This window comes from Methanobrevibacter acididurans, from assembly GCF_046197875.1.
Taxonomy (GTDB): domain Archaea; phylum Methanobacteriota; class Methanobacteria; order Methanobacteriales; family Methanobacteriaceae; genus Methanobrevibacter_A; species Methanobrevibacter_A acididurans.
The window spans coordinates 592,319-611,800 of record NZ_CP166991.1 but is presented as its reverse complement, the minus strand read 5'-3'; the positions used below and the strand labels follow the sequence as shown (position 1 = coordinate 611,800).

General features: G+C 27.9%; 23 protein-coding genes. 5 read left to right on the top strand and 18 right to left on the bottom strand.

Annotated elements, in window-relative coordinates; translation table 11 throughout:
• The first annotated feature begins 189 nt into the window (after positions 1-189).
• Positions 190-1,161, top strand: coding sequence for a zinc metalloprotease HtpX (locus tag ACA135_RS03130; RefSeq protein WP_409198850.1), 972 nt, complete (start codon positions 190-192; stop codon positions 1,159-1,161).
• An 82-nt stretch (positions 1,162-1,243) separates the two neighbouring features.
• Here ACA135_RS03130 and ACA135_RS03125 read toward each other — a convergent pair whose 3' ends face one another.
• Positions 1,244-1,876 (bottom strand): S24 family peptidase, encoded by a 633-nt coding sequence (locus ACA135_RS03125; protein ID WP_409198849.1) that lies wholly within the window; start codon positions 1,874-1,876, stop codon positions 1,244-1,246.
• A 28-nt stretch (positions 1,877-1,904) separates the two neighbouring features.
• Positions 1,905-2,597 (bottom strand): type I 3-dehydroquinate dehydratase, encoded by a 693-nt coding sequence (gene aroD / locus ACA135_RS03120; protein ID WP_409198848.1) that lies wholly within the window; start codon positions 2,595-2,597, stop codon positions 1,905-1,907.
• Between the two features lie 217 nt (positions 2,598-2,814).
• Here aroD and ACA135_RS03115 point away from each other — a divergent pair, with 217 nt between their 5' ends.
• The gene (locus tag ACA135_RS03115) at positions 2,815-3,360 is read left to right on the top strand and encodes a DUF6431 domain-containing protein (protein ID WP_409198847.1); all 546 of its coding nucleotides are present in this window, start codon (positions 2,815-2,817) and stop codon (positions 3,358-3,360) included.
• A gap of 415 nt (positions 3,361-3,775) precedes the next feature.
• Here the strand turns inward: ACA135_RS03115 and ACA135_RS03110 are convergent, their stop codons facing one another.
• The 11 genes from ACA135_RS03110 to cofH all read right to left on the bottom strand — a co-directional run bounded on the left by ACA135_RS03110 (position 3,776) and on the right by cofH (position 11,466).
• Entirely contained in the window at positions 3,776-4,288 is a 513-nt protein-coding gene (locus ACA135_RS03110) for a ferritin (RefSeq protein WP_409198846.1), read from the bottom strand.
• Between the two features lie 30 nt (positions 4,289-4,318).
• Positions 4,319-4,477, bottom strand: coding sequence for a rubredoxin (gene rd / locus ACA135_RS03105; protein ID WP_409198845.1), 159 nt, complete (start codon positions 4,475-4,477; stop codon positions 4,319-4,321).
• Positions 4,478-4,513: 36 nt separating this feature from the next.
• A complete protein-coding gene (locus ACA135_RS03100) occupies positions 4,514-4,675 on the bottom strand; it encodes a rubredoxin (protein ID WP_409198844.1) in 162 nt (53 codons plus the stop codon).
• A gap of 64 nt (positions 4,676-4,739) precedes the next feature.
• Positions 4,740-4,898, bottom strand: coding sequence for a rubredoxin (gene rd, locus ACA135_RS03095; protein ID WP_409198843.1), 159 nt, complete (start codon positions 4,896-4,898; stop codon positions 4,740-4,742).
• A gap of 29 nt (positions 4,899-4,927) precedes the next feature.
• Complete coding sequence (locus ACA135_RS03090) at positions 4,928-5,086, bottom strand: rubredoxin (RefSeq protein WP_409198842.1); 159 nt, start codon at positions 5,084-5,086, stop codon at positions 4,928-4,930.
• A gap of 173 nt (positions 5,087-5,259) precedes the next feature.
• A complete protein-coding gene (locus ACA135_RS03085) occupies positions 5,260-6,024 on the bottom strand; it encodes an MIP/aquaporin family protein (RefSeq protein WP_409198841.1) in 765 nt (254 codons plus the stop codon).
• A 45-nt stretch (positions 6,025-6,069) separates the two neighbouring features.
• Entirely contained in the window at positions 6,070-7,569 is a 1,500-nt protein-coding gene (locus ACA135_RS03080; protein ID WP_409198840.1) for a DUF2193 domain-containing protein, read from the bottom strand.
• Positions 7,570-7,814: 245 nt separating this feature from the next.
• On the bottom strand, positions 7,815-8,225 hold the full coding sequence (locus ACA135_RS03075) for a universal stress protein (RefSeq protein WP_409198839.1): 411 nt from the start codon (positions 8,223-8,225) through the stop codon (positions 7,815-7,817).
• 20 nt (positions 8,226-8,245) lie between these two features.
• The gene (locus ACA135_RS03070; protein WP_409199077.1) at positions 8,246-9,955 is read right to left on the bottom strand and encodes an ATP-binding cassette domain-containing protein; all 1,710 of its coding nucleotides are present in this window, start codon (positions 9,953-9,955) and stop codon (positions 8,246-8,248) included.
• Positions 9,956-10,059: 104 nt separating this feature from the next.
• A complete protein-coding gene (locus ACA135_RS03065; protein ID WP_409198838.1) occupies positions 10,060-10,317 on the bottom strand; it encodes a hypothetical protein in 258 nt (85 codons plus the stop codon).
• Positions 10,318-10,341: 24 nt separating this feature from the next.
• The gene (gene cofH, locus ACA135_RS03060) at positions 10,342-11,466 is read right to left on the bottom strand and encodes a 5-amino-6-(D-ribitylamino)uracil--L-tyrosine 4-hydroxyphenyl transferase CofH (protein WP_409198837.1); all 1,125 of its coding nucleotides are present in this window, start codon (positions 11,464-11,466) and stop codon (positions 10,342-10,344) included.
• A gap of 136 nt (positions 11,467-11,602) precedes the next feature.
• Here cofH and ACA135_RS03055 point away from each other — a divergent pair, with 136 nt between their 5' ends.
• Entirely contained in the window at positions 11,603-12,148 is a 546-nt protein-coding gene (locus tag ACA135_RS03055) for a nicotinamide-nucleotide adenylyltransferase (protein WP_409199076.1), read from the top strand.
• A gap of 123 nt (positions 12,149-12,271) precedes the next feature.
• The gene (locus ACA135_RS03050; protein WP_409198836.1) at positions 12,272-12,709 is read left to right on the top strand and encodes a molybdenum cofactor biosynthesis protein MoaE; all 438 of its coding nucleotides are present in this window, start codon (positions 12,272-12,274) and stop codon (positions 12,707-12,709) included.
• Positions 12,710-12,738: 29 nt separating this feature from the next.
• Here ACA135_RS03050 and ACA135_RS03045 read toward each other — a convergent pair whose 3' ends face one another.
• From ACA135_RS03045 to ACA135_RS03025, 5 genes are all read right to left on the bottom strand, one after another.
• Positions 12,739-14,001 carry a YhgE/Pip domain-containing protein gene (locus ACA135_RS03045; protein ID WP_409198835.1) on the bottom strand — a complete coding sequence of 421 codons (1,263 nt, stop codon included), beginning with the start codon at positions 13,999-14,001 and terminating at the stop codon, positions 12,739-12,741.
• A gap of 59 nt (positions 14,002-14,060) precedes the next feature.
• Positions 14,061-14,648, bottom strand: a complete 588-nt coding sequence (locus ACA135_RS03040; protein WP_409198834.1) for a TetR/AcrR family transcriptional regulator — start codon at positions 14,646-14,648, stop codon at positions 14,061-14,063.
• Between the two features lie 52 nt (positions 14,649-14,700).
• Complete coding sequence (locus ACA135_RS03035; protein WP_409198833.1) at positions 14,701-15,822, bottom strand: sensor histidine kinase; 1,122 nt, start codon at positions 15,820-15,822, stop codon at positions 14,701-14,703.
• 27 nt (positions 15,823-15,849) lie between these two features.
• Entirely contained in the window at positions 15,850-17,226 is a 1,377-nt protein-coding gene (locus ACA135_RS03030; RefSeq protein WP_409198832.1) for a 2,3-diphosphoglycerate synthetase, read from the bottom strand.
• A gap of 204 nt (positions 17,227-17,430) precedes the next feature.
• Entirely contained in the window at positions 17,431-17,730 is a 300-nt protein-coding gene (locus ACA135_RS03025; RefSeq protein WP_409198831.1) for a UPF0058 family protein, read from the bottom strand.
• A gap of 392 nt (positions 17,731-18,122) precedes the next feature.
• Here ACA135_RS03025 and hisD point away from each other — a divergent pair, with 392 nt between their 5' ends.
• Positions 18,123-19,400, top strand: a complete 1,278-nt coding sequence (hisD, locus tag ACA135_RS03020; protein ID WP_409198830.1) for a histidinol dehydrogenase — start codon at positions 18,123-18,125, stop codon at positions 19,398-19,400.
• Positions 19,401-19,482 lie beyond the last annotated feature (82 nt).

Here is a 19,482-nt window from a genome sequence, read left to right as displayed (position 1 = left end):
ATAATTATTAACATTAATATACTTTTTTAAAGTTAAAGATAATAACATATTCCCCATTATCAAATGTATTCTAAATAGTTTTATTAATTGTTTATAAAATTGAAATTTAATTTATAAGAAAATATTGAAAGTATTTATATACTTATAAAATTAACTAATTATCATAAAAAAATTTAAGGAGTAAATAAATTGAAAGGAACATGGAAATTAAGAATCAGATTAACTTTAGCCATGATAGCATTATTTGCAATGGTATATATCATATTATTCTTAGTTTTAGGAATACTTGGTATAAACTTAGGAGTGAGTGCTTATGCCCTCATAGGGTTACTATTAATATTTATACAATACTTAATGGGACCTAAACTTGTTGAAATGAGTATGGGTGTTAAACATGTTACTCGTGAAGAAGCACCAAACATTTACCAAATGGTTGAAGAATTAGCACTAGCTGCAGATGTACCAATGCCAAAAATAGGTATTAGTGAAACAAATATACCAAATGCTTTTGCATATGGCCGAACTAGACGTAGTGGACATATTTGTGTAACAAGAGGAATTCTTGGAGTAGTTAACCGTGACGAATTAAAAGCAGTGCTTGGACACGAAATGGGACATTTAAAACATAATGATATGGTAATAACCACTCTTGTAAGTGCTATCCCTATGATATGTTATTATGTTGCATTAAGCACAATGTTCCAAGGAGACAATGACAATGGAGCAGGTATAATACTTGGTTTAATAGCAATGGTATGTTATGCTTTAGGACAATTAATCGTTTTATTTATCAGCCGGACACGTGAATATTATGCAGACCAAGCAAGTGTAGAATTTGGAAACCAACCACAATACCTTGCAAGCGCATTATACAAACTAGTATATGGTGCAGCACAATGTAACCCCCAAGAAATTAAAGATGTAGAAGGAAGTAAAGCATTTTTCTTAAATGATGTAAGTAATACACAAAGAGATATTTCAGAATTCTCACAAGTAGATTTCAACCGTGACGGAATCCTTGGAGCAGATGAACTAGAAAAATTACAAACCGAAAATGTTAAAATCAGCACTGGTAGCAAAATCATGGAACTATTCAGCACCCACCCAGACATGTTAAAAAGAGTAAAAAGATTAAGTGACATCCAAACAGGAAAAGAATAAAACAAAAACTTTAATTTATGGAGAAAAATTAAAAATTCTCCACATATAATATTTTTTCTAATTTTAAATAAAAATATTAAATTCAACTAGTAGAATTTTCAGTTAAATCATATTTAACTACACCATAAATTCTATCAAGAGTAACCCATTTATGTAAACCTTCCTCAACATAAAATAATCCCCCATCATTAATTAACTCTTTAGATTTATTATCACTTTGTAAATAAACATTAGCCCCATTAACTTCACCTACTCTTTTAACAATCAAACCATACTCAGTATCATTACAAACAACCACATCTCCAGTTTTAATTTCTTGAGTACGATTAATTATAATAATATCCCCACTATGCAAAGTTGGAGTCATGCTAGTACCCTTGACAGCTGAAACCAAAGGAAGAGATCCATCATTTAAATCTGAATCAATATTCACAGTAACAACATCATACCCATAAGTTTTTGCAATATCAGATACCCCTTGCTTGTAAGATTCCGTGCTAGCATACATATCTACTACTTGATTTGCAGTGAAATTTATAATTTCATTATCCATATTGGCTCTATTAGAATCTAAAAAGTTTAATGAAGAATCAGTTATAGATACTTGCTGACCATTAATTATTACATTAATATTAATATTAGAATCAGCATAAACACTAGCAAAACTAATACTTAAAAGTAATAAAAATAATATCAAAAAATAAATCTTTTTCAAAAAAATCATCTCCAAGCAACTTTTTTGATTAATAAGAAGAATTTAAATCATCAATATCCATTATATCCAAATTTAATAATTGTTTCATTGTTTCAATATCAATTTGACCAGGAGCTGTAACATCACTACTTACTGCAAATGTTATAGGTGCATTAAATTTAGTACTTATAACACGAGTATATGAACCAATATCCCCCATACTAATTGCTATGGTATCTTCACAATGACTTAAAATAGCTAGAACTGTTAAAGTATCCTCTAAATCATTTGGCATTAAAGCTACTTTAGCAATATTGCCTAAATTTTTTTCCTTAAAAACAATATTTAATAATTCATTTAAAGGTGGTGTTTTTTTAAAATCATGATAACTTATTATAGTTTTAACATTTGTTTCTGTTATTTGTTTAATTAAATTATCATTTGTTTGTAACTCAATATCTACAAATTCTGCAACATCAACTGTTTCAAGAAGAATATTTACACGTTGTTCTTCAGTACCTTTAAATAATCCACCTTCAGTTTTCACTCGATTTGTAGCTATTGTGGGAAAATTAATTTCTTCAATAATCTCACGTACAATTTGAGGTTTAGGATTATCCATACCATCTATTCTAAATTCTATTAAATCTGCTCCTTTTTGAATACAATATTGAGCTTCTTCAATTATTGATTTTTTATCTTTTTTAAAAATTGGTACAGCAATTTTTGTTTGAGAATACATACCTTACCTCATCTTTACCTAAATTTTATTATTAAATAAATATATTAAAATATGTATAAAAAAAGTTTCCTATTTAATTTTCGGACTCTGTCTAAAACTTAGTTAATTTTATTTTTTGTAATATAATAATTCATAATTTTTTTTAAAGTATATTATGTTGTTAATAATGAATTAAAAATAGTAAAGTTAATATATTAAGTGAAAGTAACACATTTATATGCCTAATAAAAAAATAAAACCTCCACATCCTATTAGAGAACCAATACAATTTAAACTTTACGATTTTTATGAAGAGTTTTCGGATTTTAGATCTGATGTGTCAAAAAAGTTGATTGGATGTCAAGACATGAGTCCTAATTTAATTCGTCTTGAAAAAAATGGTGAAATAATATTTAACAATAATATTGCTGTTTGTCCAGTGTGTGGGTCTAAACATAATATTAAAGGTGATAAAATAGAACGTGAATTGATTTTCATGGACTTAGGAACCCAAATTTGTAAAATTCAAAGATATAAATGCAGCAAATGCAATAACATATTTAATACTGATTTATCCTCTTTAGTTGAAGTTAATAAAAAAATTACTAAGCCTGTGATTGACTTTATCATTAAATCTTATAATATTAGTGGTGATAGTATTTGTAATGATAGTATCCGCAAAATCAGGTACATGTTAAAAGAAATCTATAACGTTGATATTTCTTATCAGAGTATTGAAAACATTTTAGTAGACTTTGAAAATGAATTAAAAGAGGATTTTTGACTTAAAAAGTAATATTATTGTATTCATTATGATTATTCTCTTTTAAGTTAAAAATGTGTTTATCAATTTTGAGTCTAATTACACTCACAATTAAAATCTTATTGTGACCGATTTAAAACATAGAAATCTTCAACCTTTCCAAAAATTAGTTTTTAAACATCAAATTTTTATGTGCCACACTAAACAAAAAATAAACAGAGACAAAAATGATTACTTAAAACAAACAACTTAACTTTTAATGATATTAAATATGTGAAAATTTTAAACAGAAAATTTTCAATATTATCAAATCTTTGGACCTAAAAACAACAAAAATAAAAAGAAAAAAGTTTCCTATTTAATTTTCATAGGATAAGTAAGTAATTAAAAAAATTTTAAAAAAAGTTGTGGAATAAATTTAATATAATAATTAAATTTATTCATTGGTTGCAGGTGGTGTGTAAACACGTGCAGCAAATTGTTGATCTAGTAAGTATAATCCATTGCCAGAATCCATTGCTAAATTAAGACTATTTAAATCATCATTAGCAGTTTCTTCTTCTTCAACTTGTTCATCTACAAACCATTGAAGGAATTGGTTTGTTGCAAAATCTTTTTGTTCTATAGCTAATGAAACTAAATCATTAATAAGTCCTGTTACTTTTTCTTCATGAGATACTACATTTTCAAGCACTGCAACAGGGTTTTCCCAATCTGTAGTTGGTTTTTCAATTGCTTCAATTTCTACTTTTCCACCTCTTCTTATGATGAAATCATAGAATTTCATTGCATGATCTAATTCTTCTTTAGCATTTACCATTTCAAGGTTTGCAAATCCAGGTAATCCTTTATCTTCAAGAAATGCAGACATAGCCATGTATAAATATGAGGAGTATAATTCTGCATTTACTTGTTTATTTAAAGCTTCTAATACTTTTTCATCTATCATTTTAATCATTTCCTCCAAAAATTATTTTTTTTATCTTTTTATGAACATCTTTTTACCAACACCACACATTGGACATGTCCAATCATCAGGTAAATCCTCAAAAGAAGTTCCTGGTGCTATACCATTATCAGGGTCACCGTCTTCTTCATTATAGACATATCCACATGTGCTGCAAATATATTTTGCCATAATCTTAAATCCTTTTAAATTATTTTAAATTTTATATTAATCTTCTTTTTCAAAGAATGATTTTTTTATTCCACATAAAGGACATTCCCATTCATCAGGTAAATCCTCAAAAGAAGTCCCAGGTTTTATATTAAAATGGGGATCTCCTTGTTCCGGCAAGTATTCATAATCGCATAGTTTACAAAAATATCTTGTCATTTCGTAATTTCATCTCAATAAACATTTTTTGGTATTAAAAATCATTTCACAATGAAATGTTTTTTTATTCTTCTACAAAAATTGATTTTTCAAGTCCACAAATTGGACATACCCAATCATCAGGTAAATCCTCAAAAGCTGTTCCTGGTGCTATACCATTATCTGGATCACCATTTTCTGGAACATATTCATATCCACATGCATCACAAATATATTTTACCATAGTTAAACATCTTCTATATTAAATTTTATTTAAATTTCCTTAAACATTCTCTTTGGAGCTCCACATGAAGGACATTTAAAACCTTCTGGTACATCTGCCCATAATGTTCCAGGTGCTATGTCTTTACGAGCTTCTCCTTTTTCTTCATCATATACATATCCACAGACTTTACATTTATATTGTGCCATATTTCTTATTCTCCTTTAAAATTAATTTTTATATAATATAATTAATAACAATTGAAATATTATTTTTCCACATATAAAAGTTTATTGTTTTATCCTTATAAAACATTTAATATTGAGTAAAACAAAAAAAATAAGCAAAAAAATAAAAAAATAAAAAAATAAATTATTTAGTTTTAATCATAAAGATTTGGTAAATCACAAACATCAGTACCTTCAGCGATTTTTTGATATATAAATCCAGCAAGAAGACCTCCAACTATAGGTCCAATTATGTAAATTGGGAAGTAATTCCAAAGATTTACACCACCAAGTAAAAAGTCAATGAGATATGGTCCGAAACCTCGTGCAGGATTAATACATCCTCCAGTAATTCCACCAAGAAGGAAAATAGCAGTTGCAATAGCCATACCTATAGCAAAACCTCCAACTGCAGGTTCTGCTTTTTTATCAACAGCCACACCCATAACAGTGAGAACTAAGAAGAAAGTACCTATAAATTCAACAAACATAGCTTGGAAGTAATTTATACCAGCAGCAGGTACAGTTGCACCTAAAGAACCAATAGTTATTGCTTGAGGTCCTAAGATAATATATAAACATATACTTGCAAGTACAGCACCTATACATTGAGCTATAATATACAATACTGAATCTTTACCTGAAATATTTTTACTTATCCATAAACCAAGTGTTACTGCAGGATTCATATGAGCCCCAGAAATCTTACCAAATATATAAATACTAACCATTCCAGCTAAACCAAATGCTAAACCAATAGCTAACCAATCGGCAAATCCTCCAAGAGTACCAATAGTTGCAGCAGGACTAACACTATGAGCAATAATAAGTGTCATTACTGCAGCACCTGTACCGAAGAAAACTAAGAAAAAAGTCCCTAAAGCTTCAGCAATCATCTTTTTTTCAATTCCACACTCCATAAAAAAATACCTCACTTAAAAAAAAATTAAAAATTTATATTAAATTTAAATACTTTCTCTCCATTGACAATAATCATGTCTAAAGTCAATTAAAGAAGCACTTGCACAATTCTTACATCCACGAACAGGACTTGCAGGATCTTCTTTATGTAAAGCAATTACATTAGTCATCATTGTAGCAGTTACAGGTTCACTTGTAAGTAAACATGGATAGTCTGCAAGTCTCATAAGACTACTGAATCTTACACTAATTGCACAGGAAGGATAAGTGTATCTTTGAGGATTCATAATAACTTCATTATCTTTAATACTAGATAAATCAACTATTTTTCCCCCAACAATAGGTTTAAGTTCTTCAGGTTCTGCACTTCTTGCTTTACGAGCTTTATCAAGATAACCATAACCCCGATAAATCATATCCATAAAGTCACAATTATGTAATTCAGAAGCTGCCCCCCGAGTAGGGAATTGTTGTACAAAATTATGATAACGTTTAGTTAATAAGTCAACAATCATTACAGCATTAAAACCATCTAATTCAAGCATATATTCTACAGCACATGCTGCAGAACCTGTAGCTAATGATAAAACTTCAAATTCAGATTTGAAATTATCAATATTACTGTTTAAAGAATCATCCATAACTTTTGTAGCTGCTTCAATAATTGCCATTACCACATCATCTTTACACATATTATATGTAGATTGACTAATATGATGAGCAATATCCCCTACACAATATGCAGGAACAGTTACAATATTACCATAATGAACATCATCATCCATTGCAGCTTTAACATACTTACGCATATCATCCTTATATCCATTCATATATTTACGTACATCAAAACTAGATTCACCTGCAGCAGCCATCAATTCACATTGAGCTTCAATAGGTGAAGAATATAACTTTTGGAATTGTTTAACTTCAGCTTCAGTTGCCTCAGCAGGTGTTGCCCCCGCTTCAATTTCTTGTGCAAATTTATCCCCTACACCATAAGAAGTATTCATACCCCAAGATTTACTTGCAAGAATGGCTTGTTTATGTGCTACTGGAATATCAGTTTTTTGTAGAATTTGATTTACAATATTACTAGTACTTCCCGGAATCAATGCAAAATCAACTACACAAGTTGGCCCATAAAATCCACCATATCTTCTTATAGATTCTTTTCCAACTATTGCTTCATGATCAGCAATAGACTGAACAAATTTATCCACACTTTCACTAAAGTCAGGATCTTCTTCTTTAACAATTTCTAAAACAGGAGGTGTTTGATAGTGTTCAACCATTGGATCATCTTCAGGGCGAACAGTATCAGTTAATTGATTCAACATCTTAAAATGAGTTTTAACACTATTTGTATGTAAATCAAAAACAGATTGTGCTTGCTCTCCAATTGGTTTCATATTAGATGCTGCATCCATATAGGGCTTTGCATCTTGAATTTTAAAATTTCCACCACGTTTTTCTTTGATTACAGAAACATCAGCCTTTTGAGCAGCCAATGCTTCATCAATCATTTTTTGGTATAATTCTTTCATCTTATATCACTTTTTTTATTAAATTTAACAATAAATTCAACTAAATATTTTAATTATATGCCTAAAATATTATTTATAAAAAATTAAATAAAGGAACATAATTAAAAACATGTAAATATAAGTAAATAGTTATTAATAAATTTTTTTAAATAAAAATTAAGTTAATTATAAAAAAAATAAAAGAATATTCAATTATTAACGACAAGAAAAATAGAATAAATAGAAAAAGGAAAAAATAAAAAGATTTATTTAACTAATAAAACTGGAACTTTACTTGTTTTAATTAAACGTTCAGCTACACTACCAATAAAATTAGTTTTATCAACACCACGAATAAAAGAATGATTACCATAAGCAGGTAAAACTACTAAATCAGCACAAGTTTTACGAATAATTACCTCAATATCACGTAAAGCATCCCCTGTAATTAAATGCTCCACAACTTCAATATCATACTCTTTAGCCTTATTAGTGATTTTAGATAAAAGATTATCACCTTCATCTTCAAGAGCATCATAACTAAATAATGACCCTTCATCTAACACATGAACTGCTGCAATTTTAGAATTATACTTACTAGCTAAATCAATTGCTATATCAATAGCTTTATCCGCATATTCTGATTCATCTATAGGAACTGTTATAACATCAAACATAAAAAAATCCTCAGTAATTTTTACATTAAATAATCAGCATGACAATACTTAATAAAATCATCCACTAATATATCAGGTTTTCCATCATCTAATAATTTCCCATCATCCATAAAGACTGCTCTGTTTGCAAACTCTTTAACAAAATCAGTATTATGTGAAACCATAACTACTGAGAATTTTAAACGTTTTGCTAAAGTTTTTAAACTATTAGTAACTGTACGTAAAGTAATTGGATCTAAATCCCCAAATGGTTCATCAAGTAATAATATTTCAGGTTTACTAATTAATTGTAAAGCTAACATTACCCGAACCTTTTGACCTCCAGATAATTCATAAGATTTTCTATCAAGAATATCCATAGATAAATTTAAATCTTCAAAAATCTCTTTAACTTCTGATTCCACATCACTAGATGGGAATTTAGGGAATAATTCATCTAATATGCCATGAGGCAAACCAACTTTCATTAAACGATCAGATGCTTCATTTGCAGGTAAATCTGTAAGTAAGTAAATTGCATCTAACAATTCATCACTTAAATTAATTTCCTTAGCACGTGATTTAGCTTTATCCATTAATTTACGATTTTTATAACCTAATTTTGTTGCTAATTGTTCACGAACAGTAGAATAATGAGTTAATGCAAACTCTTGATGCATAAATGTTGATTTACGACGAATATCTAAACGACTAATACTTGCATTTCCAATATTAACCCATTCAACAGAATCATCCTCTTTAACTAATTTATATAATATTTCGCCTTTATCAGGTACCTCTAATCCACCTAACATTCTAAGTAAAATAGTTTTACCTGCACCACTTGGACCTATAAGTGAAAGAATATCCTGTTTATATACTTCAAGATTAATATCTTCCATATTTAACACATCCCCCCCAGTTAATAGGAAGAAACGCTTAAATAAATCTTTTACATTTATTATACATTCATCAGTACTTTCAATATTTATATCATTTACAGGTTCCATGTCTTTAAGGAAATTTTGAATTACTGGTTCCACTTCCCCTTCATCAACTATTTTACCATTTTCAATATGAATTAAACGATCAGATAAATATTCATGAATTTCAGGTAAATGAGATACTAAGACAATAGTAATACCTAATTCTTTATTAATATTCTTAATAGCATCTAATGTTTCTTGTTTAGTTTTAGGACATGCCATTGTAGCAGGTTCATCTAATAATAACAATTTAGGTTTTTTAGCTAGTTCCCTAGCCATAATAAGTCTTTGTTTTTCCCCACCACTAAGTACAGTACCTAAATGATCTTTTTTATCATACAAACCTACAAGTTTTAAAAGTTTTAATGCTTCATCACCGTAAAGTTGTTCAGCTAATTTAAAATCACACATGGACTCATCACCATATGTATTTGCATATAATTTACGTAAAACATTATTATAAGGTGTTTCAGGCCATATACCAAAATTTCTTTGCAAATGTATAGCAGTAATTTTTTTTAATTCATGATAATAATGTGGTGTAGTGTCCGGTGTTATATGTAAACGTTCTAGTTGTATTTCACCTTCTTCAACTGGTTCCACTCCTCTTAATGTTCTAAGTAATGTAGTTTTTCCAGACCCACTTCGACCGATTATTCCAAGTATTTCACCTTCTTCTACTTCAAATGATATACCATCTAAAGCTTTTACTTTTTCCCCATTATCTAATTCAAATGTTTTACTAAGATTATCTACTTTAAGCATCACGATTTTACTCTCCAAAAGTATTAGATTATTATAAAAAAATATTTTTATTACATTTAGTTATTATATTATGTATCTTATAATATAAACTATAAGTTATAAATTTAATCAATTTTTTGATATGATACTTCAACAACATCATATAAATTTAGAACATCAACTTCCATATCTTTCCTTAAAAAATGAATATCATAATAATTATCAATGAAAAATGTATCAAACTCATTAATTTTTATATTATTAATGATTAATGCATAATCCTCAATAATTTTATATCTAACAGGAGCTAAAGGATGAGCACAAACTTTAGGTTGTGCTTGTAATATAGAACTTAATTTTGATAAAAATTGTTTTTGCAACATAAAAAAAGTTTAAAAAAAAATGTTTTATTCTGAATTTATTGGATAAAACTCAGTATATTTTGTGTTTCTCTCAACAGGATCTCTACCAATATTTTTAGCTAACCTTTCAAGATTTTGAATATTTGTTTCAAAACCGTCAGGTGCTCCACTAGCAGCAGATAATTCATCTCCACCTAATGTTCCACCTAAATCATTGGCTCCTGCCATTAAAGATACTTGTGCAAAACGAAAACCCATTTTAACCCAACTTACTTGAATATTAGGTATTAAATCATGATACATTAAACGGGAAACTGCATATAATTTCAAATCTTCAGTTCCAGTAGCTCCTAAATTTTCTTGTCCTTCAAGGAAGATTGGAGAATGTTCATACATAAAAGTCATTGGAATAAATTCAGTAAATCCATGAGTTTTAGATTGTATTTGTCTTAAGATATCCATGGTTTTAACACGTTCTTCAATTGTTTCAATATGTCCATACATCATAGTTGCAGAACCGGGTATTCCAACTTTTTGAGCAGTTTCAACAATATCTATCCATTGTTGAGTAGTTACCTTTTTCGGACAAATTATTTTACGTGCACGATCAGTTAAAATTTCTGCAGCAGTTCCAGGTAATGAATCTAAACCCGCTTTTTTAAGAACTTGAAATGCTTCTTTAATATCCATTTCAGATACTTGTGCAGCATCATAAATCATTGTAGGTGAAAATCCATGAATCATAGTATTAGGATAATGATCTTTTAATAGTTTTAGTAGATGTTCATAATAATCTATATCTGCTTCTGGAAGAACTCCCCCCATTAATGTGAATTCATGAGCTCCAGTTTTAACAGCACTATCTGCTTTTTGAATTATTTCTTCATCTGTTAAAATATATGCTTCTGGATCGTTTCTACTTTTTCCAAAGGCACAGAAACCACACAGTACTTTACAAACATTTGTAAAATTTAAATTACAATTATTTATAAAAGTAACTTTATTTCCTACAACATTTTCACGAACTTTATCTGCTGCGGCTAATAATCCAAATAAATCTTGACCCTGAACATTAATTAAATAGTTAGCTTCATCAACACTAATTGGTTCATCTATAGCATTGTCCAATATTTTTTTAGTCTTATCATTAAGTTCTAAATCAAATTTCATATTTAGGATTATAAATAATCTTTAATAAAAAGCTTTCTATTATAAGTATGTGTTTGAATATTTTTTAAAATGATTTAAAAAATTATTTTTTTTAGTTAAATTTAATAAGATGTTTTTATAAGAATAAATAGTAATGATAGAAAAGAAAAGAGGGTTACTTATTGGTCGTATGCAACCCGTTCATAATGGCCATATACAAGTAATTAAAGAAACTTTAAAAGATGTAGATGAAATTATTATTGGTATTGGTAGTGCTCAATTATCCCATACTCTTAAAGATCCATTTACTGCTGGTGAACGTGTTATGATGCTTACTCAAGCATTATCTGAAAATAGTATTAAACATAGACATTATTATATTATACCTATGGAAGATATTCAATTAAATGCTGTTTGGCCGGCTCATGTTAAAATGATGACTCCTCCTTTTAGTAAAGTTTTTACAGGTAATCCTTTAGTTGATAGGTTATTCAGAGAGGAAGGTTATGATGTTACTCGTCCACCTTTGTTTAACCGTGAAGAATTATCTGGAACTGAAGTTAGATATCGAATGTTACATGATGAAAATTGGGAAAGTTTAGTGCCTCAAGCCACTGTAGATATTGTGTCTGAAGTTGATGGTATCCAACGATTAAAAGATCTTTCTAAAAAAGAAGTTAGTGATCTTAAAAAAAGAGAATAAATTTAACATATTTTTTCTAAGTTTATAAATTTTTTTCAAATAAGTTTAAATGTAGTTATAAAAAACAAAAATATATAACAATAGTTAATAAAAATTATATTAATATATAATATGGTGAAAATTATGATAATAAAAATAATCCCAAAAGATGACGATTACATTGAAACAAAAGATTTAGTAGATGATTTAAAGAAAAACCCAAAAGTAGATGATAGTGGAGCAATATTCACATTTGAAGGATTTGTAAGGGGTAATGAAGAAAATAAAACTGTTGAAAAACTCATACAAACAATTCAAGATAAACAAAAAGCAGAAAAAGAAATGGAACAAATAGCAGAAGCTGCAAAAATTAAATATGGAGTATTCCAAATAAACCTCGTGCATTATATAGGAGAATTTTACACCGGCGATCCATTATTTTTAGTTGCAGTACTTGGACCTCATAGAGGTGAAACATTAAAAGCTATGAGTGAAGTAATAGAAAAAGTAAAACATGACTTAGGCTTTAAAAAAGAAGAAATAAGCAGCCAAGGGAAAAAAATAATCCTTGCAGGCGGATAAAAAAATTAAAAAAATTAAAAATAGTGGATTTAAGCTAATCCACTATCATGAAGTTTATCTACAAATCCTTTTACTGTACCATCAAACTTAAATTTAATTAAAACACTAACAATAAATGTTATAAGTGGATAAACAATTAATTTAAGCATTGCAGCTGTAAAGTTAGGCCAATACATACCAAGCATGACCTCTCTTATTGCATCAATACAATAAGTCATAGGTAAATAATTATGTGCCATTCCAAAGAATGAAGCCATAATTTGAATTGGGTACATACCACCAGTACCTGATATTTGGAGCACTAATATAATAATAGCTAATGCTTTACCTCCATTATCAAATAAACTGATTAATGAATAAACTATAGTCGTACAAACAATTGATCCAAACAGAACCGTTAAAACAAATAATAACGGATTTGCAACTTCCATTCCAACTAATAGACATCCGGAAGCAGTTACAATTGCTTGTAACAATCCTATTACAATATATAAAACCATCCGTCCAAAGTACATTTCTACTGGTTTATATATTGGATCATTATATCTAGTTTTAAGAATAACACCTGACATAATTGCTCCAAGCCATAAAGCTAAAGAAATATAAAATGGGGCAACACTAGAACCATAATTATCAACTGGATAAACTGCTTTTCTATCAATACTCACAGGACTATAGAAATAATTATTTGCTCCAGACTCATTAACTGCTGAAAGTTTACTTAATGATGTTTGGACAGGTAAACTAGCACCAACTGTAGCAACTTGTGTTAAAGCTTGATTACCTACTGTTTGACTAATCATATTATTAAGATTTGTTTGAATTTCCTTAGCACCTGAATCAGTCATACGACTACCAACAGGACTAATTTTCTCATTAACAAGATATTCTAAACTAGAGGGTTGTGGATTTTGACTAGTGATACTTAGAACGCTCTCCGTAAAATTATCTGGAACAATTATCGCAGCATAATACTTTCCACTGGTCACACCATCTCTTGCATCAGTTTCATTAGTAAATTGCCAATTAAATTGATTATTATCTTTTAACTCATTTACTAAATCATTCCCAAAATTTTGAGATATACCATTATATGTTGAACCATCATCTAAGTTTACTACAGCGAAATCCATATTACCAGTTTTACCATAAGGATCCCAACATGCTTGAACGTTTAATACTGCATAAAGAGAAGGTAAAATTATAATTGCAATTATAACAATAATAATTACAGGATTTTTTAATGAATTTTTTGCATCATTTTTTATGATTTTCCATATATTATTTAACATTTTACTACTAACTCCCCCTAAAAAACTATTTTTATTTGTGAAATTTATTTAAGGTTAATTTAATTTATTGAAATCCCATTTAGGAATATATTTAGGAAGTCTTCCACATAACTATCTTCAGATTGGTCTAAATGAACACCATAAACTTTCAATAAAACTAATGATTCAAACATTACACTATAAATATTTACAGCAGCCATTTTAGGATTAATTTTTCTTATTTTTCCTTTGTTTATTTGATTTTGGAATATTTTAGTTAAATTATTAATTATTTTTTCAGAAAATTGTGCTAATGCTTTTCGGTGTAATACTTCAACATTGATTTCTTCAAAACTTATTTTTATAAGATTCATTTCGTCTTCAAACATTTTCTTGGATTCAATCCATAACTGTTTAATATAATCCCTTAAATCCAAGTTTGGGTCTATACTAAATAGATTATCTGTTTTTTCTAAGAATCTTTGAAGGTAAGCTTCTTTAGATTTAGCAATTAAATTATTTTTGTTTTTAAATTTTCTAAAGATAGTTACTTCACTGACTTTTGCTTTTTTAGCTATTTTCATTGTTGTTGTGCCACTTAATCCTTCTTCATTTAAGACTTGAATTGTAGCATCTATTATTTTTAGTGATGTATCATCAACTTCCATAATGTAAGTAAGTACTTACTAACATATAAATGTTTGTAAAAAAAGAAAAAAATTAAAATTTAATAAAAAGCCCAAAACCTTTATCTAAATCCATAACATTAACATTACCATTCAATTGACCAACTAAACTCTTAACAATAGTAAAACCTAAATTATCAAAAGAACCAACATCAACATCACTAGGTAAACCAACACCTTCATCAAAAAATTCCAAAACAATAGAATCAGAATCATCATTATAAAGTTTAACATGCAAAATACCAGTTTCACCATTTGGATAAGCATGATTAATAGTATTAGTACATAATTCATTAACAATTAAACTTAACAAAATAGCTTGATCCATGCCAACATAAATAACCTTAGCAAAATCTAAATCCAATGAAATATTACTAGACTGAAAATCATTTAATAAATTAGTTAATATAATCTCAATAAAATTAGCATTAGATAAATAAAGAGGATTGTCACTATTGTAAATTTCTTGATGAACAATACTCAAAGCAGAAATACGAGCACTAGTCTTTTTAAGAGTCATTTCTGGAGAACCTGGATTATTCATAATTTCAAGATCAATAAAACTACGAATTAATTGAAGATTATTACGAACTCTATCTTGTAATTCTTTTAAAAGCCTCTCATTATCAGAAACAGTCTTTTCAAGCTGAATACTATTTAAATAATCATCAGTTTTAGGTTGAGAAAAATTATAAATCTTATCAGCATACATAACAAATACAGATTCTAAATAAAAAATCAAATGATTATCCTTATAAACTTTAATCTGAGTCTCCCTAGTTTTACCATCCTCATAAACATTTTGTAAAATTCCCAAAATACCTAAATCTTTAAGATTACGATAAACATCTGAAAATTTACAACCTAAATAACTGCCCTTGTTTTTAACAACATTAGAAAAATCATCATTATCCACATATTGGAAAAAAAAGTCTTCATCATTATCAATAGGTACTAAAATATGTATATGAAAATTTAATTTATCAAATAGTTTTAATGGAAGAAAATTATAATCTAAAGAATTATTTATTTCCAAAAACTTAGGTTCAGGAATTTCACATATAGGTTCATAATCAGATATAACCTCAGATATTTTATCAAAAGTAACAATTTTAACTTCCCCAGTCTCCATATGTTTACATTTTATTTCAAACAAAAATTAGAATCTCCTTAAAATTTAAAATTAATTTTGATGAAAATCATCTATTGCACCATCAACAATTTCAATGATACTTTCAGATAAATTTGGATAATTAGAACTTATTGGTAATGGAATATTATCACAATAGATAACTTCTAAACCTGCATCTAATGAATCTTTAGTTGCTACATCAACAGCGGCAGCTTTTAACTCAGTTAACATAACATCCACATTATTTATATTTTTCTGAATATCCTTTTGTAATAAGGGCCTATTTGAAAGATATGGTGTTGTAGCAACAACTTCACAAGAATATTCTTTTTCTAAATATGAAACCAAAACATCTTTAACACTACTTGGAGCTGTAGTTGCAAATAGTACTTTTTTACCTTTTATATCACCTAAAGGTTTAGGGCGAAATACTGTTGATATAATTTTAGAGTTAGGATTAATTTCTGAAATGAAATTTTCTATTTCTTTAATTTTATCATGTGAAGCCATAGGTTCTTCACACATTGTTAAAATAATTAAATCTGCTAAATTTATACGGAAAGGACCAAAAAAGTTTTTAATATTCATTAAAGGTTGATTAGCACCAATAAGAACAATGTTCTTATTTGTTTTTATAGGAGGTATAGCTGCTCCACTACCCTCAAAAATAACAAATTTATTCTCAACACTGTTAGCTATTTGAGCACCTTTTTTCATATTAGTTAAGAATACTTCTCCAGCCATACCTCCACCACATCGGCGACAACCAATAGTGAGTATACGACTCATTAAAGCATCTTCCCAATGATCACTTGCAGCATGAACACCCTTTTCTGATTGTTCAATCAAAAATTCAGGTGTTATTTCAAATGTATCCCCATGAACAACTTCTGGTTCTTCAGGACCTCCCCTACCCATTGCAACAACACATGGTTCATAACCTAATTTATCTATTAACCTTGATAAATATCCTGAAACTGCAGTTTTACCAATACGTTTACCTGTTCCTAAAATTTTAAGGCATGGTTTTTCACATACTTCATATTGTGTTATAGGTTCAAATTTAAAATCAGGACCTTCATAAGGTATTCCTTCAGCAAGAATTCTAGAAGCTATATTAAAACGTTTAGTATAATCCAATACAGGTTCATCACTTAAATCCATAACAGAATCAGCATGATATTTTCTTATTATTTCAGTTATCAAATTATATGGAATCTCACTTTTATTTTCACCAAAATGAACCGGTAAACCCATCATTTCAGAGTATAAATCAGCATTATCTGTTTTAAGTTTCTCTGTTCCGCCAATAAAGATTACGGCTACTACATCTATATGTTCCAAATTGTTTAGGGTATCAATAGCAGATTTAGTAACTGGAAGGTAATGTTCTCCATCTACTAAACATACCATTTTATTAAGAGACATTTTCAATCAAATCCATAAAGAAAATTTTTTTTTAAATAATAATTTATATAAACAATATAATTATTAAAATTTTTGTATAACTCATATAAAAATTTGAAAAACAAGATTTTTATAATATTCTTTAACCTGAAAAAATAGTAATTTAATAATAAATAATTTAGTAAATTTTAAAAAAAGGATTTATAAATAAATAATAATTAAAAATTATTTACTTAATTCTTGAGCCATTAACTCTTTTCTTGATCTTCTTACAAGATCTTGAAGTGCATTTGATACATTTGGAGGTATTGTATCTGGATCTTTTTCTAAAATTACTTCACCTATTATGTTACATAAAACAAAAATAGCATGTTTATGTTCTGCTTTAGTTTTATGAATATGATGAGGACTAATCTTAAGAGCAAGGTATTCTGCACAATTTTCATGAACCCTTTCGTCAGTGTCTAAATATTTTAATACATATACTAAAAATTGATGTAATTGAATCATTTCATCTTTATACATACATTTAACCCTTTTATAATATTTTTTCTTTAAATTTTTGAGTTTGAAACATCTTTTTTATAGTTAAAAAGATTAAAAACTTTTAATTTTAGTATTATTTTTTATTTATTTAGAATAATTTTTTGATAAATAATATATTCAAATTCTAATCAAAATCTTTTATCTATTTTAGATTTATAAGAAATGATATTTAAAAGTTTCCAATATCATATATAAACCTTATCATATTAAACTAATAGTAAAAGTATATATATTAGAAGGTTATTTTTTAAAAAAATTCTTAATTTAAAGATAAATATTTATTAATATACTATAAAAAATAATTAATAATATATAATTATTATAATAAAATCAAATAATCAATCAAAAAAAAATAGGGATTGGAAAATATTATGGAAATTACAAAATATGATAAAAAAGATGTGAAAATTTTAACTAAAAGATCACAATCTGATGTAAATCAAGTATTAAAAACAGTAACAGACATTATAAATAATGTTAAAATTAATAAAGATAAATCTGTGAAGGAATATACTGAAAAATTTGATGGAGTATTTGTAGAAGATTTAAAAGTTACAGAAAATGAAATTAAACAAGCATATGAAAATTTAGATGAAAATTTAATAAATTCATTAAAATCAGCAACAGAAAATATAAAAAAATTTCACACTGCACAAATTCCAAAAGAATATAGTATGGAAGTTAAACCTGGAATAAATGCAGGGCAAATAATAAGACCTATAAATAGTGTAGGATGTTACATTCCCGGTGGAAGAGCAGCTTATCCATCAAGTATACTAATGACTGTAATACCTGCAAAAATTGCAGGAGTTAAAAGAATAATTTGTTGCACACCTCCTAATAAAGAAGGTAAAATATTAGATGCTATTTTAGTAGCAGCAGATATAGCAGGAGCAGATGAAATCTATAAAGTAGGAGGTGCACAAGCAATAGCTGCAATGGCGTATGGAACAGAATCAATAAAACCTGTTGAAAAGATTGTTGGACCTGGAAATGTTTTTGTAACTGCAGCAAAAAAATTAGTCTATGGAGAAGTAGATATAGAATTCCCTGCAGGACCATCAGAATTATTAGTACTTGCAGATGAAACTGCAATACCAGAATACATTGCATATGATATTCTATCACAAGCAGAACACGACCCTAATGCTTCTTGTTTCTTTGTAACTCCAAGTAAAGAATTGGCTGAAAAAACTAAACCATTAATTGAAAAATATGCAGAAGAAGCTGTAAGAAGTGAAATAATTAAAGAATCATTGAATAAATATGGAAAAATATTATTAACTGAAAATTTAGAAGATGCAATTGATTTTACAAATGAATATGCACCTGAACATTTAATAATAACAACTAAAAATGATACACAAACATTAAGTAAAATTAACAATGCAGGAAGTATATTTATTGGAAAATATTCCCCGGTTGCAGCTGGAGATTATGGATCTGGAACTAATCATGTATTACCTACTGGCCAAGGTGCAAGAATGTATTCTGGTTTATCCACAGAAGCATTTCTTAAAAAACCTACAATACAAACATTAACACTTGAAGGTTTAAAAGAATTAAGTAAAACAATCCTACCAATAGCTGATTATGAAGGTTTTGCTGCTCACGGCGACAGTGTTAAAGTAAGAATTAATAAAAAATAAAATTCTTTTTTTAAAAATTTTTTAAATTCAATTGATTTAGAATTAAATATAAAACTTCTGAATAAAAAATAATGTAAACCAT